This window comes from Pseudomonas sp. 7P_10.2_Bac1 (assembly GCF_025465935.1).
Taxonomy (GTDB): Bacteria; Pseudomonadota; Gammaproteobacteria; order Pseudomonadales; family Pseudomonadaceae; genus Aquipseudomonas.
Genome location: NZ_JANLNV010000009.1, coordinates 34,068 through 49,278 on the forward strand (window position 1 = coordinate 34,068; position 15,211 = coordinate 49,278).

The 15,211-nt window shown below is 57.9% G+C and carries 12 protein-coding genes; 4 read left to right on the top strand and 8 right to left on the bottom strand.

Annotation, left to right across the window (positions count from 1 at the left end):
- Positions 1-4: 4 nt before the first annotated feature.
- Together NTD86_RS02065 and NTD86_RS02070 are read right to left on the bottom strand one after the other, a co-directional pair.
- Positions 5-865: a carboxylate/amino acid/amine transporter gene (locus NTD86_RS02065; protein WP_262200495.1), complete on the bottom strand. Its 861-nt coding sequence runs from the start codon at positions 863-865 to the stop codon at positions 5-7.
- A gap of 229 nt (positions 866-1,094) precedes the next feature.
- Entirely contained in the window at positions 1,095-1,694 is a 600-nt protein-coding gene (locus NTD86_RS02070) for an FMN-dependent NADH-azoreductase (RefSeq protein ID WP_262200496.1), read from the bottom strand.
- 175 nt (positions 1,695-1,869) lie between these two features.
- Here NTD86_RS02070 and NTD86_RS02075 point away from each other — a divergent pair, with 175 nt between their 5' ends.
- The 3 genes from NTD86_RS02075 (at position 1,870) to NTD86_RS02085 (ending at position 5,471) form a co-directional block, all read left to right on the top strand.
- The gene (locus tag NTD86_RS02075) at positions 1,870-2,793 is read left to right on the top strand and encodes a LysR family transcriptional regulator (RefSeq protein ID WP_262200497.1); all 924 of its coding nucleotides are present in this window, start codon (positions 1,870-1,872) and stop codon (positions 2,791-2,793) included.
- Between the two features lie 164 nt (positions 2,794-2,957).
- Positions 2,958-3,554 carry a peptidylprolyl isomerase gene (locus NTD86_RS02080; protein WP_262200498.1) on the top strand — a complete coding sequence of 199 codons (597 nt, stop codon included), beginning with the start codon at positions 2,958-2,960 and terminating at the stop codon, positions 3,552-3,554.
- 84 nt (positions 3,555-3,638) lie between these two features.
- On the top strand, positions 3,639-5,471 hold the full coding sequence (locus NTD86_RS02085) for an ABC transporter ATP-binding protein (protein ID WP_262200499.1): 1,833 nt from the start codon (positions 3,639-3,641) through the stop codon (positions 5,469-5,471).
- Positions 5,472-5,568: 97 nt separating this feature from the next.
- On the opposite strand, the gene NTD86_RS02090 is transcribed toward NTD86_RS02085, so the two are convergent.
- From NTD86_RS02090 to hrpA, 5 genes are all read right to left on the bottom strand, one after another.
- Positions 5,569-6,693 (bottom strand): GNAT family N-acetyltransferase, encoded by a 1,125-nt coding sequence (locus tag NTD86_RS02090; RefSeq protein WP_262200500.1) that lies wholly within the window; start codon positions 6,691-6,693, stop codon positions 5,569-5,571.
- A gap of 282 nt (positions 6,694-6,975) precedes the next feature.
- Complete coding sequence (locus NTD86_RS02095; RefSeq protein WP_262200501.1) at positions 6,976-7,209, bottom strand: anti-sigma factor family protein; 234 nt, start codon at positions 7,207-7,209, stop codon at positions 6,976-6,978.
- Entirely contained in the window at positions 7,203-7,814 is a 612-nt protein-coding gene (locus NTD86_RS02100; protein ID WP_262200502.1) for an RNA polymerase sigma factor, read from the bottom strand. Before NTD86_RS02100 ends, NTD86_RS02095 begins: the two co-directional genes overlap by 7 nt.
- Before the next feature lie 102 nt (positions 7,815-7,916).
- Complete coding sequence (locus NTD86_RS02105; protein WP_262200503.1) at positions 7,917-9,038, bottom strand: beta-ketoacyl-ACP synthase III; 1,122 nt, start codon at positions 9,036-9,038, stop codon at positions 7,917-7,919.
- A 193-nt stretch (positions 9,039-9,231) separates the two neighbouring features.
- Positions 9,232-13,143 (bottom strand): ATP-dependent RNA helicase HrpA, encoded by a 3,912-nt coding sequence (hrpA, locus tag NTD86_RS02110; RefSeq protein WP_262200504.1) that lies wholly within the window; start codon positions 13,141-13,143, stop codon positions 9,232-9,234.
- 171 nt (positions 13,144-13,314) lie between these two features.
- Here hrpA and NTD86_RS02115 point away from each other — a divergent pair, with 171 nt between their 5' ends.
- Positions 13,315-14,175 (top strand): DMT family transporter, encoded by an 861-nt coding sequence (locus NTD86_RS02115; RefSeq protein WP_262200543.1) that lies wholly within the window; start codon positions 13,315-13,317, stop codon positions 14,173-14,175.
- Between the two features lie 62 nt (positions 14,176-14,237).
- Here the strand turns inward: NTD86_RS02115 and NTD86_RS02120 are convergent, their stop codons facing one another.
- Entirely contained in the window at positions 14,238-15,101 is an 864-nt protein-coding gene (locus NTD86_RS02120; RefSeq protein ID WP_262200506.1) for a DMT family transporter, read from the bottom strand.
- Positions 15,102-15,211: the final 110 nt, after the last annotated feature.

Consider the following 15,211-nt stretch of genomic DNA (forward strand, 5'->3'; position numbering starts at 1 on the left):
GACCTTAGCCCCTCACAGCCCTGCGGTCTAGCCGACTGATCCAGACGGCCAACAGAATCACCGTGCCGCCCAACAACAAACGGCCCAACGGTTCGTGCTGGTTCCAGATCAGCAGGTTGAGCAGCAGACCGACCGGCACATGCAGGTTGTTCATGACCGCCAGGGTGCCACCGCTCACCAGGCAGGCGCCCTTGTTCCACCAGTACATGCCCAGCGCCGTCGACACCAGGCCCAGAAACAGCAGCACGCCCCACTGCAACGGTGCATCGGGTAAAAAGTGGGCTTTGCCGAACAGCAAGAAGGCAGGCAACACCACGACGAGTGCGCCGACATAAAAGAATCCGAAGCGCTGGTAACCCGGTAGGTCACTCGGATAACGCACCACCAAGCGACGGTACAACACCTGACCAGCGGCATAGGTGAAGTTGGCCAGTTGCAGTAGCAAGAAGCCTTTGAAAAAGTCAGGGCTGATGCTGTCAAAACGAATCACCGCAGCCCCCGAGACTGCCACCAGCGCAGCGACCAGCGCCCACGGGTTGAAGCGCCGATTGAGCGCGTCTTCGATCAGGGTGACGTGCAGTGGCGTCAGAATCGTGAACAACAGCACTTCGGGCACGGTGAGCACGCGGAAGCTCAAATACAGACACACATAGGTGATGCCGAACTGCAGGGCGCCAATCACCAGCATGCCGCGCATAAAGCCAGGTTCGACCTGACGCCAGCGTGTCAGTGGGATAAACACCAGGCCGGCCAGCACCACACGTACCAGCACAGCGAAGTAACTATCGACATGCCCGGCCAGATATTCGCCAATCAGGCTGAAAGAAAACGCCTGGATGAGCGTTACAACCAACAAGTAACCCATAAATCTCTCGCCCGAAATTGAATGGACGCGACCTTAGCGGTTTTTCAGCAGGCAGCGCTATCGGCCCGTAAACCGCAGGCAAAAAAAAACCCGATCCAGCGTAGAGCTGATCGGGCGATAGCACTCAAAGAAAGTGCCAAGGGAGGTTCGATGCGCGAACCGCTTGCTTGAAGGAGCAGTGATGCGAATTAAGCCATGGAACGATTATCTGTCGATTAACAGACCGGGCTCATGCCACATCAGAGAGCTTGGCCTTGGCATGGTTCAACCCTTTTTCCTGGAAATCACCGCCCAGGTTCATGCCTTCAGCATGGATAAAGGTCACATCGTGAATTCCGATAAAGGCCAGCACTTGCCGCAGGTACGGCTCCTGGTGGTCTGCGGCGCTGCCTGCATAAATGCCGCCACGGGCAGTCAACACATAGGCTTTTTTGCCGGTCAGCAGGCCCTGTGGCCCGGTGTCGGTGTATTTGAAGGTCAGGCCTGCACGCAACACATGGTCCAGCCAGGCCTTGAGTGTGCTGGGAATTGCAAAGTTGTACATCGGAGCCGCCAGGACCACGACATCTGCTGCCAGCAGTTCGTCGGTCAGCCGGTTGGAGCGCTGCAACGATTGCTGCTCGGCTGCACTACGCTGCGCTTCGGGCTTCATCCAGCCGCCGAGCAAATCAGCGTCCAGGTGTGGCACCGGATTAGCTGCCAGATCGCGAACAGTCAGTTGGTCAGCCGGATGGAGAGTCTTCCAATGGCTGATGAACTGCTGAGTCAGTTCGCGGGAAAACGAATCCTGTAAGCGAGCACTGCTTTCAACGATCAAAACATTAGACATGAGAGATAGGCTCCATCTGTAGGGGCTGTAAGGCGATGGACTAAATCCTAGAGGTCATTTCATTGATGAAAAAGCATAAATATCTGCTACAACCTATCTATAAATTTGTTTATTAATGAGTACCCTGTAACGGCTGCGCCAGCCACACACTGTCTCGAACCCAAAGGAATACAACGTGAAAGCGCCCCGCGTGACCCTGGATCAATGGCGTACTCTGCAAGCGGTGGTCGACCACGGCGGTTTTGCGCAAGCTGCCGAGGTGCTGCACCGCTCACAGTCGTCTGTCAGTTACACCGTCGCTCGCATGCAGGATCAACTCGGCGTGCCACTGTTGCGTATCGACGGGCGTAAAGCCGTGCTTACCGAAGCCGGCGGTGTTTTGCTACGCCGCTCTCGCCAACTGGTCAAACAGGCCAGCCAGTTGGAAGACCTCGCTCATCATATGGAGCAAGGCTGGGAAGCCGAGGTGCGGCTGGTGGTTGATGCCGCCTACCCGAACGCGCGACTGGTGCGTGCCCTGACAGCCTTTATGCCGCAAAGCCGTGGCTGCCGTGTGAGGTTGCGCGAAGAGGTGCTGTCCGGTGTCGAAGAGGTGTTACTCGAAGGCGTGGCCGACTTGGCCATCAGCAGTTTCAACATTCCCGGCTACCTGGGAACAGAGCTGAGCACGGTCGAATTCATTGCCGTGGCACATCCCGAGCACGCCTTGCATCGCATGCAACGGGTGTTGCATTTCCAGGACCTTGAAAGCCAGTTGCAAGTGGTTATTCGCGACTCCGGCCGCCAACAGCCTCGTGACGTAGGCTGGCTGGGCTCCGAACAACGCTGGACGGTGGGCAGCCTGGCCACGGCGGCAGCGTTTGTGGCCAGCGGCCTGGGCTTTGCGTGGCTGCCACGACACATGATCGAGCGCGAACTCAAAGAAGGCGTACTCAAGCCGTTGCCACTGGATCAGGGCGGTGACCGTCACCCGGTGTTCTACCTGTACGCCAATAAAGACAAGCCATTGGGCCCGGCCACGCAAATTCTGGTCGAGTTGTTGCGCATCTTCGACACCGCACCACTGGACGCGGCATTTGCCGCACCTGAGCAGGCATAAACAGCAGATTGCAGCCATGACGGCGGTGGGCAGGAACATCGATCACGCATATCCTGTCCAAGCTTCGCGGCTGGCCATCTATCATTGCCTACCTCATCACCTTCCATCCAACACACAGCGCGTTTACTGACGCCGTGGTTGCCACCTTTCAGGACTTTTGCCTTATGTTGAAAAAAATCGCCTTCGCTGCCAGTGCCCTGCTCTTTGCTGCCAACCTGATGGCCGCAACACCTGCGCCAAACAAAGCGGCAAACGCGCCTGCCGCGCAAAAAGCCCCGCACGTTCTACTGGACACCAGCTTTGGCCCTATCGAAGTCGAACTGGACCCGGTTCATGCCCCCATCAGCTCCAAGAACTTTTTGGACTATGTCGACAGTGGCTTTTACAACAACACGATTTTCCACCGTGTGATTCCGGGCTTTATGGCCCAAGGCGGCGGCTTTACCGGGCAAATGGTGCAAAAGACCACCCGCGACCCTATCAAGAACGAAGCCAGCAATGGCCTGCATAACGTGCGCGGCACCCTGTCGATGGCGCGCACCTCCAATCCGAACTCAGCAACCAGTCAATTTTTTATCAATGTGGTCGATAACCCGATCCTGGACCCGGGCCGTGATGAAGGTTATGCCGTGTTTGCCAAAGTCGTAAAAGGCATGGATGTAGTCGACAACATCGTCAATACCCAGACCACGACCAAGTCCGGCATGCGTGATGTGCCAATTGACCCTATCTACATCAAGTCTGCCAAACGCATCGACTAAGTGCTTCGAATGCTGCGCGGAGCCTGACCGGCCCTGGCCGGTCATACCACATAAGGAGAGTCCGCTCTGCGGGCGTCAGTGACCATGCTTTATCGTCGTTTTGAACAACTGATCGATATATTTCGCGAAGCTCCCAGCGCCGCACCGCCTAACACCGTTTGGGCGTTTTACGTTTACTACCTGCGCCAGGTCTGGCCGATTTTTGCTGCCCTGCTGGTCGTAGGGTTGGTCGCCGCCCTGATCGAGGTCTCGCTGTTCAGTTACCTGAGCACCCTGATTGACCTGGCACAAGGTACGCCCAATACCGACTTTTTCCACGCTCACAGCGGCGAACTGATCTGGATGGCAGTGGTTGCGCTGATCATTCGCCCGGTGTTCTTTGGCCTGCATGATCTGCTCGTGCACCAGACCCTGAGCCCGAGCATGACCAGCCTGATTCGCTGGCAAAACCACAGCTATGTGCTGAAACAGAGCCTGAACTTTTTCCAGAACGATTTCGCCGGGCGGATTGCCCAGCGCATCATGCAAACCGGTAACTCGCTGCGCGACTCCGCGGTGCAGGCGGTCGATGCCTTGTGGCACGTGCTGATCTACGCCATCAGCTCGCTGGTGCTGTTTGCCGAAGCAGACTGGCGACTGATGATCCCGCTGCTGACCTGGATCGCGTGCTACATCGGCGCGTTGTACTACTTCGTGCCCCGGGTCAAGGAACGCTCGGTGGTGTCCTCGGATGCACGCTCGAAGTTGATGGGCCGCATCGTCGACGGCTACACCAACATCACGACGCTCAAGCTGTTTGCCCATACCAATTACGAGCAGCAGTACGCCCGTGAAGCCATCGTCGAACAGACCGAAAAGACCCAGCAGGCCAGCCGCATCATCACCAGCATGGACGTCAGCATCACTACCCTGAACGGGCTGTTGATTGTCAGCACCAGCGGCCTCGCGCTGTGGCTGTGGAGTCAATCACTGATCAGCGTCGGCGCCATTGCCCTGGCCACCGGCCTGGTGATCCGCATCGTTAACATGTCCGGCTGGATCATGTGGGTGGTCAACGGTATTTTCGAAAATATCGGCATGGTACAGGACGGTTTGCAGACCATCGCACAACCCATTGTGGTCAAGGACCGGGACAACGCGCCGCGCTTGAAAGTCGATCACGGCGAAGTACGCTTTGAACACGTGGACTTTCACTACGGCAAGCACAGCGGGATCATCAGCGACCTGAATCTGCTGATCAAACCCGGTGAAAAGATCGGCTTGATCGGCCCATCGGGAGCAGGTAAATCGACGCTGGTTAACCTGCTTCTGCGCCTGTATGACCTGCAAGGCGGAAGGATCTTGATAGACGGTCAGAATATCGCCGAGGTAACGCAAGAAAGCCTGCGCGAACAGATCGGCATGATTACCCAGGACACGTCCTTGCTGCACCGCTCGATCCGCGACAACTTGCTGTATGGCAAGCCGGACGCCACGGACGAAGAGCTCTGGGCCGCCGTGCACAAAGCCCGTGCGGATGAGTTCATCCCTGCCCTTTCAGACGCTCAGGGCCGTACTGGTTTTGACGCACATGTGGGTGAGCGTGGGGTCAAGCTGTCGGGTGGCCAGCGCCAGCGCATCGCCATCGCGCGGGTGCTGCTCAAGAATGCGCCGATCCTGATCATGGATGAAGCGACTTCGGCGCTCGACTCCGAAGTCGAAGCTGCCATCCAGGAAAGCCTCGAAACCTTGATGCAAGGCAAAACCGTGATCGCCATCGCCCACCGACTTTCCACCATTGCCAAAATGGACCGTCTGGTGGTGCTCGAAAAGGGCCGTATTGCCGAGTCTGGAACCCATAGCGAGTTGCTTGCTCACGGCGGGTTGTATGCGCGTCTGTGGCAACACCAGACGGGAGGGTTTGTGGGCATCGACTGATCCGGCAACTCAGCGACCGCTTTCCCGCACAACACATCGCCAGGGCTCGTCATCAGCGAGCCCTGGCTTTTTTTTGAGCGCTTTGCAGCAGGGCGCGTCAAGCCTGGCGATAAGGCAGCGCGGTACGGGCTTCGTCGGCATAAGCCAGCACACCGACCCGCTCGCGCACCAGAAAATCACTGACGGCGGCTTTGAGGCCCTGATGGCGCAGGTAATGCCAGGAATGGGTGATGACCGGCTCAAACCCGCGTATCAGCTTGTGCTCCCCCTGAGCACCCGCATCAAAACGCTGGATGCCCTGGGCAATCGCATAATCCATGCCCTGATAAAAACAGGTTTCGAAATGCAAACGGTCGAACTCGGCCAGACAGCCCCAATAACGGCCGTAGAGACTACCGCCGCCGATCAAGCTGAACGCCATGGCCACCGGGGTTGAGCCCTGCTTTGCCAATACCACGCGTATTGACTCGGGCATGCGCTCGGCCAACAGGCTGAAAAAAGCACGGCTCAGGTAAGGCGTTTGGCGTCGCACGGCATAGGTGTTGGCGTAGCAGGCGTAGACAAAATCCCACTGCGCTTCGGTCACCTGCTGACCTTGCAGCCATTCAAACTCAAACCCCTGCCCCGCTACTTGCTCGCGCTCCTTGCGCATTTGCTTGCGCTTGCGCGAACTCAGCGCATCGAGAAAGTCCTGAAAATCGCGGTACTCGCGGTTTTGCCAATGAAACTGGCAACCCAACCGCTGCAACCAGCCAGGTTGCTGTGCGAGTGCGGCATCAGCCAGTTCATCGGTGAAGTTGATGTGCGCACTGGACAGCCCTTCGATCTCCAGATAACCGGGCACTGCACCCAGTAACTCAAGACCGTCTTCAGCGCGCGCGGCCAGCAGTCGCGGGCCGCCTACCGGGCTGAAAGGCACCGCCGTCAACAACTTGGGGTAGTACTCGATCCCGGCCCGTTCGCAGGCGTTGGCCCACTCGTGATCAAACACGTATTCGCCGTATGAATGCCACTTGCGGTAACTGGGCAAAGCCGCCAGCACCCGGCCATTCTCGATGTGCAACAGGTGTTCAGGCTGCCAACCGGATTGCGGGCCCAGGCTGCCGCTGTCTTCCAGAGCACTGAGGAACGCATGGCGAAGGAACGGCTGCGCCGCAGGCACCAGTGAATCCCATTGCTGGGCCGAGATGGACGACAGGCTGTCCAAACGTTGTAACGGCATGCAAAGCCCCTGACCTGTTGCGTAGAAGCGCGATCTTAACACCTGACATGTGACAGCGCGTTCATTGCGTTAATAGGCCCACAACGTACTCGGGTAATGACGAACGCGCGCAGATGACCCGTTTCAACCTCTCACGGAGCTGTCACAGAGCTGATGTCACTAAGCCGCCTTTTAGTCATATCCAATGGCGATGATTGCGCCGCTTCCTTGAAGCCGGAGTTATGAGCGAGCACTTACAACCCCACGTAAACACCCTATTTGAGAGCCCATAAGGCTTCTGTTCTATTTGTGCCGCGAGTGTTCACTCAACATTCGCTGAACCGTCGCCTCCAGATCACTGGGTAACGACTCGGGCAGCGTCTGCATCGTTGCCCTCATCAAACGCATTTGCCTGATAAAGCGCCGACAGTTCGGACAAAACAGCAAGTGATGCTGGACCAGAAAACGCTCACGAACGCTCAACTGCCGGTCCATATGATCACTTGATCGCGCGACGAATTGCTTGCAGCTCAACATTCACCGGTCTCCTCGAAATGCTCCACGGTCGCAAAGACTTTAAGCCGGGCACGATGCACCAGCACTCGGGCATTAGAGAGCGAGATGTCGAGAAGATTACAAATCTGCTCCAACTCCAGCCCCTGGCGTTCACGCAGTATCAGCACCGAGCGTTGCAATTGCGGCAAGCTGAGCAGCGTGTGCTCTAGGCAATCGCGCAATTCCTCTTCGGTGAGCAGCGCTTCAGGGGTGTCATGGTGCCAGGCATAAGGGGCCATCAACCAATGGCCATCAGCCGCAAAGCGCTCATCATCCACCGTCCCGTGGGGCGACGGCAGATCGTCAAGCAAGACTTCACGGCGGTTGTGTTTAAGGCGGGTTTTAGCGGCGTTGGCGGTGATGGTCAGCAGCCAGGTCTTGAGGCTTGAGCGGCCTTCAAACCCGGACAGGTTGCGCACCACTGAGAGCCAGGCGTCCTGAACCACTTCATCGGCATGGCGACTGCCGACAATGGCATAGGCCACAGCGAGCATGGCCCCTTGATAGGTACTCACCAACTGCCGAAAAGCCTGTTGCTCGCCGGCGAGCAGGCGCTGGAGCCAGTGCGAGTCGTCAGTGGCTGCCATTCACGCTCTCCTGATTAGGTACAACCAGACTGGAGCGAGCTTGCCTCGCGATCTTTAGACCGTTTAAAAAGCTCGCTCCTACAAGGAATGTATTGTCCTTGCTTATCGTTTACGCAGGATCACGCTACCAATCGAGTAGCCGGCACCGAACGAGCTGAGCACGGCCAGCGAGCCTGTGGCCAGATCATCCTGGTACTTATGGAAGGCAATGACCGAACCCGCCGAACTGGTGTTGGCGTAGGTATCGAGAATCACCGGCGCTTCTTCAACCGACGCTTCACGGCCCAGCAGGCGCTTGACGATCAGGTGGTTCATGCTCAGGTTGGCCTGGTGCAGCCAGAAGCGTTTTACGTCGGCCACGTCGACTTTGTTTTCTTCCAGGTGCTGAGCGATCAGCTCGGCCACCATCGGGCAGACGTCGCGGAAGACCTTGCGACCTTCCTGTACGAACAACTTGTCCGGGCTGTCAGGGTTTTCGTCCGATGCACGGTTCAAGAAACCAAAGTTGTTGCGGATATTGTTCGAGAACGTAGTCAGCAGTTTGGTGCTGACGATGTCGAATTGGTGCTCGGACGTCGCCAGATCAGCGCGCTCAACCACAATCGCAGTGGCCGCATCGCCAAAAATGAAGTGGCTGTCGCGGTCACGGAAATTCAAGTGGCCAGTGCACACTTCAGGGCTGACCAGCAGAACGGCACGCGCCTGCCCCAATTGCACGCTGTTGCTGGCGGTCTGCAGACCGAAGGTCGCCGACGAACACGCTACGTTCATGTCAAAACCGAAGCCCTGAATACCCAGCGCCTGCTGCACTTCAATGGCGATGGCCGGGTACGGCCGCTGCAGGTTCGAGCAGGCCACGATCACGCCATCAATGTCGGCGGCCGTCTTGCCGGCGCGCTCCAGCGCTTGCTTGGCGGCACCTACGGCCATTTCGCAAAGCACCGACATTTCGTCATTGGAGCGCTGCGGTAACCGCGGGCGCATGCGTTGCGGGTCAAGGATGCCGTCCTTGTCCATCACAAAACGGCTTTTGATACCTGACGCCTTTTCGATAAAGGCAGCGCTGGACTCAGCCAGAGGCTCAACCTCTCCGGCCTCGATAGCGTCAGCGTTATCCGCGTTGAACTGCTGCACATAAGCGTTGAAAGACTGCACCAACTCTTCGTTGGAAATGCTGTTGGCCGGGGTGAACAGGCCGGTGCCACTGATGACGACGTTATACACGGTCGTTCCTCTTATTCTGTTCAAGCAGAAAATAAACGTGTCAGGTATTTATAGCCGCGAAGTTTGCCATAAATGGCAACATTTGGCCTGATTTGCCGAATCAAGAAAACACGTCCTCCGCCAGGAGCGGGCTTGCCTCGCGATCTTTTGACCTTTTAAAAGATCGCGAGACTGGCTAGCTCCTACCGCAAGCTTAAGCGTCTACGAGACTCCATTGCTTACTCAACCGCTTGTCCGAAATGGGCACTTTAGTGCCCAACTGCTGGCCAAACAGCGACACACGATACTCCTCCAGCCACCAGCGATAGATCTCCAGTTGCGGGTCTCGCTTGCCTTCCTGGGCATGCTTGGTGGCCCGTGCCTGGTACTGGGCCCACAAGCCGCTCAACTCTGCACTCCAGACCCGGTCTTTCTGCACCTGGGCCGGCAGTTTTTCCAGACGCATTTCAATGGCCTTCAAATAGCGCGGCAGCTCTTTGAGCCACAGCGCAGGCGTTTCACGCACAAAGCCCGGATACACCAAATGGCTCAGTTGCTGCTTGATGTCATTCAAGGCCACAGCCTGGGCCAGATCAATCTTGCCCTTGAAACGTTTTTGCAGGCCGTGCCAAAGCTTGAGGATTTCCAGCGTCAGTTTGGCCAGCTTTTCTGCGTGCTCGGTCAAGGCGCCGCGCTTGCGCTCGGCCAACGAAGCCAGACCGGCACCGTCACGCGGCAGTGTCGCCTCGCCTTCAAGGATGCAACTGTCCAGGCTGGCCAGCAGAATGTCTTCGACCAGGCTCTCGACCCGGCCCAGTTCGCGGTACATCAAACCCAGCTCGGTCTGACCCGGCAATTTGCTGCGCAAGAACTTGGTTGGTTCAGCCAACTGCTGCATCAGCAAACGCTGCAAGGCACGCCGATGCTGATACTCCGCCTCTGCGGGCGTCGAGAAGCGTCCTTCTTTGACCGTATTGCCCTCTTCCACCAGTGCCGGATAGACCGTCATCGATAATCCGGCAATCTTTTGCTGGGCCTTTTCGGCCACAGGCGCAAACACTTTTGCCTCGACAGGCTGTTGGCCTTTCGCTGTGTGCGGCACCGCCAGCGCAGCCTGGCTGGCTTGGGCAAAGCGCGCGGTCAACTCTGCCAGATCACGACCCTCGCCGAGGAACTTCCCCTCGCCGTCAACAATTTCGAGGTTCATCTTAAGATGACTCTCAACCTGCTGTGCGGCTTCGGCCCACGCCTCGTCAGACACCCGTGCACCGGTCATGCGCAATAACTCGCGGCCCAAGGCCTGCGGCAACGAGCCTTCGCCAAACGTCATGCGTTGCAGGGCGGCCTTGACGAAGTCCGGCACGGGTACAAAATTTTTGCGCAACGCCTTGGGCAAACTGCGTACCAGCGCAATGCACTTGGCTTCTATCATGCCCGGCACCAGCCATTCCAGGCGCTCAGGAGACAGCACCGGCAATAACGGCGCGGGCACCTTAACCGTCACCCCGTCACGTGGGTGATTGGGCTCAAAGTGGTAGCTCAATTCGAGGGTCAAATCCCCCAGGTGCAGGGTGTTCGGGTAGTGTTTGGCAGTGATCTCGGTGGCTTCACGGGCGAGCACGTCCTCTTCGCGCATGATCAGCAACTGTGGATCTTTTTGGCTATTGACCCGGTACCAGCTGTCAAACGTCGCGGTCTGGTGGATCTCGGCTGGCAAACGCGCGTCATAAAACGCATACAGGGTTTCTTCATCGGCCAAAATGTCACGCCGCCGCGCCTTGGCTTCCAGCTCATCGAGCTGTTCAAGGAGCTTGGCATTAGCGGCCAGGCACTTGGCCCGCGACTGAATCTCACCGCGCACCAGCCCTTCACGGATAAACAATTCGCGTGACAGCACCGGATCAATCGGGCCGTAATGCACGGCGCGACGTCCCACCACGATCAACCCGTATAAAGTGATCTGCTCATAGGCCACCACTTGCCCGCGCTTCTTCTCCCAGTGCGGCTCAAAGTAGTTCTTTTTGACCAAGTGCCCGGCCAGCGGCTCGATCCAGTCTGATTCAATCTTGGCCACCATCCGCGCATACAGCTTGGTGGTCTCGACCAACTCGGCAGTCATCAACCATTGCGGGCGCTTTTTGCCCAGGCCCGACGCCGGGTGAATCCAGAACCGGCGCTGACGTGCGCCCAGGTAATCGCCGTCTTCGGTCTTTTGCCCGATTTGACTGAGCAAGCCGGACAACACTGCTTTGTGCAATTTTGGATAATCCGCCGGCTCTTTATTGACGCTGAGCTGCATGTCTCGGCAGATCAGGCTCAACTGGCGATGTGAATCACGCCACTCGCGCAGCCGCAAGTAATTCAGGAAATTCTTGCGGCACCAATTGCGCAGCGGGCTCGCGGTCAGGGCCTGGCGCTGCTCTTCAAAGCCGCGCCACACATTGATCAGCGCGGCAAAATCCGAGTCGGGGTCTTTCCATTGCGCGTGGGCCTGGTCCGCGGCTTGTTGACGCTCAGGCGGGCGTTCACGCGGGTCTTGCACCGACATCGCACTGGCAACAATCAACACTTCCTGCAAGCTGCCCAGCTTGGCCGCTTCCAGCAGCATGCGGCCCATGCGCGGGTCCACCGGCAAGCGCGCCAATTGACGGCCCAGCGGCGTCAGTTGGTTCTCGCGGTTAACCGCCGAGAGCTCCTGCAGCAGGTTGAAACCGTCGGTAATCGCCTTGCCATCAGGCGGCTCGATAAATGGAAACGCGGTAATTTCCCCCAGACGCAGGTGCAGCATCTGCAGGATAACGGCCGCAAGGTTGGTGCGCAGAATCTCTGGATCGGTGAATTCCGGGCGCGCGTTGAAGTCTTCCTCGGCGTACAAGCGCACGCAAATCCCCGGTTCTACCCGACCGCAACGGCCTTTTCGCTGATTGGCGCTGGCCTGGGAAATCGCTTCGATCGGCAGGCGCTGGACCTTGGCCCGGTAGCTGTAACGACTGATACGCGCGGTGCCGCTGTCGATCACGTAGCGAATGCCCGGCACCGTCAGGGAAGTTTCCGCGACGTTGGTCGCCAGGACCACGCGACGCCCTGGGTGCGATTGGAAAATCCGCTGCTGTTCAGCCGGCGACAGACGCGCATACAAAGGCAGGATTTCGGTGTGCTTGAGTTGCGCCTTGCGCAGCATCTCGGCGGCATCGCGGATCTCGCGCTCGCCGGGCAAGAACACCAGCACATCACCCGGGCTTTTGCGTTCGCTACGCTCATGGGCGGCAATTTCATCCAGGGTGGCGATGATCGCCTGGTCGACACTTAAATCCTCTTCGACACTGTTGCCCTCTTCGTCCTGCTCGGAGGTCAAGGGGCGGTACCAGGTCTCCACCGGGAAGGTGCGACCCGAGACTTCGACGATGGGCGCATCGTTGAAGTGTTTGGAGAACCGCTCCAGGTCGATGGTGGCCGAAGTGATGATGACTTTCAGGTCCGGGCGCCGGGGCAGCAACAGCTTCAGATAACCGAGCAAGAAGTCGATGTTCAGGCTGCGCTCATGGGCTTCGTCGACGATGATCGTGTCATAGCGCTCAAGGAAACGGTCGTGCTGGGTTTCGGCCAGCAGAATCCCGTCGGTCATCAGCTTGATCAGGGTGTTGGCGTCACTTTGGTCCTCAAACCGCACCTGATACCCGACCAGCGCTCCCAATGGCGTACCCAGCTCCTCGGCAACCCGGCTGGCCACACTGCGCGCCGCGATCCGGCGCGGCTGGGTGTGACCGATCAGACCGTGCTGACCGCGGCCAATTTCGAGACAGATTTTTGGTAACTGGGTGGTTTTGCCCGAGCCGGTTTCACCGGCCAGGATCAGCACCTGATGCTTGAGCAACGCCGCCTTGATCTCATCACGCTTGGCGGCAATCGGCAGATTTTCGTCATAACGAATCAACGGCACACTGGCCGCCCGCGCAGTCACCTGCGCGCACGACGCCTGCACACGCTCGGCCCAGGCCGCCAGCTTGGCGTCATCAGGTTTTTTGCGCAGTTCATGCAACTGCCGACGCAACTTGTGGCGGTCGGCAATCATGGCTTGATCGAGGTTTTTCAGCAGTTGGTCGATAGCAGGCGATTCGTCAGTCATCAGGTGCGCATAAGTCTTCGTAAATGCAGGCGGCGATTGTCGCAGATTTAAGCGGTTATGCACGAATCTGTAGGAATTGCGCCTAGCCATTGCCTTGCAGGCTGCATCCCCTACACTGCGCGGCTTATTCCTTGTAAGAGAACCGCCGTGAGATTCGCAGACTTTGTACGCATGCTGTCGCTGGCCGGGATTTGGGGCGCCAGTTTTCTGTTCATGCGAATTATCGCGCCAGTACTCGGCTCAATTCCTACCGCGTTTTTCCGGGTGTCGATTGCCGCCACCGGCTTGCTGGTGATACTGGCGCTGATGCGAGTCAACTGGAATTTCGGCGGCAAGCTCAAGGTGGTGTTGATACTGGGGGTGATCAACTCAGGGCTGCCGGCGACGCTGTATTCGGTCGCGGCTCAAGTACTGCCTGCGGGGTATTCGGCGATTTTCAATGCGACCACGCCACTGATGGGTGTCTTGATTGGTGGGCTGTTTTTCAGTGAACAACTCACCTTCACCAAGTTGGTTGGGGTCTTTCTCGGATTATTCGGCGTCGGTGTACTGACTGGAGCCGGGCCGGTGGCCTTTGACCTGAACTTGCTGATGGGCGCACTCGCCTGCCTGTTGGCGACGATCTGCTATGGCTTTGCGGGCTTTCTGGCACGTCGTTGGCTGGACCAGCAAGGCGGGCTTGATCCGCGTCTTTCGGCCATGGGCAGCATGCTGGGAGCGACCCTGTTTTTGCTGCCGCTGTTTGGCTTGAGCCTGCTCAATCAGCCTCCCGTTGATTGGGGCGGGGCACGCGTGTGGCTGTCATTATTGGGGCTGGGATTGGTGTGTACAGCGTTTGCCTACATCCTGTTCTTCCGTTTGCTCACCAACATTGGCCCGGTCAAATCCATGACCGTGACCTTTATGACCCCGCCATTCGGGATTTTGTGGGGCGCGCTGTTTCTGGGTGAGCCGCTGTCAATCGCACATCTGTACGGCGGGTTACTGATCGCCGTGTCATTGTGGCTGGTGCTCAAGCCCGCCAAGCCCTGAAACTGTAGTCGCTGCCGCAGTCCTTATCGCAGCCTGCGGCAGCGGCAACAGTGATGTTTCGTTTATGTAGTCTTACGGAACACGAAGACCAGGCCAATGATGATCAAGGCCATCCCGAGTATGCTCAGCAAGGCCAGTTTGTTGCCGAAGATCAAGTAATCCATGACCGCAGTCACTGCAGGCACCAGGTAAAAAAGGCTGGTGACATTGACCAGGTTGCCTCGGGCGATCATCCGGTACAGCAATACGGTGGCCAGCACCGACACCACCAAGCCCATCCACAACACCGGCACCACAAAGCCTGCACCGTGCTCGAAGTGGAACGACTGAAACGGCACAAACACCGCGCACAACAGCAACCCGGCGAAGTACTGCAACGGCAACGTGCCCAGCGGGTTCTGGGTAATGCGTTTTTGCATCAGGGTGCCGACAGTCATACTCCCCAGCGCCAACAGCGCACAGAGCATGCCGCCCCATGACAACCCCGCCAGACCAATATTCTGGTACACCACCAGAATCAATCCAGTGAGCCCCAGCATCAACCCCAACGACCGGCTGAAGGAGTGACGACGCTCCAGGATCACCGCGGTCAATATCGGCTGCACGCCCATGACGGTGGCCATCACCCCCGGCGTGACCTTCAGGTCCAGCGCCAGCAGATAGAAAATCTGATACGCGCCTAACAGCACGGTGCCGGTGGCCAGTGCATAACCGATGGCCTTGGCGCCGCGTGGCATCTGCATCTTCATGGACGGGATCAACAGCACCAGCGCTACCAGGGCGATGGCAAAACGGATCAACAGAAAGGCAAAGGGCGAAGCGTGGGCCAGGCCCCATTTGGAGAAAATTGCGCCGCTGCTCCACAGCAGGACAAACAGGCTTGTGGACGCCGCCGCCAGTGCGGATTCTTTAGACATCGAAAACATGGGTAACACCTGTCATCAGACATAAAAAGCCAACTCAGCCGAAACTGAAATTCAATGGTTTTTTAGACGGGTACGGGCAGCCGAGGATCGGCTCAGCCCGCAATACCAAC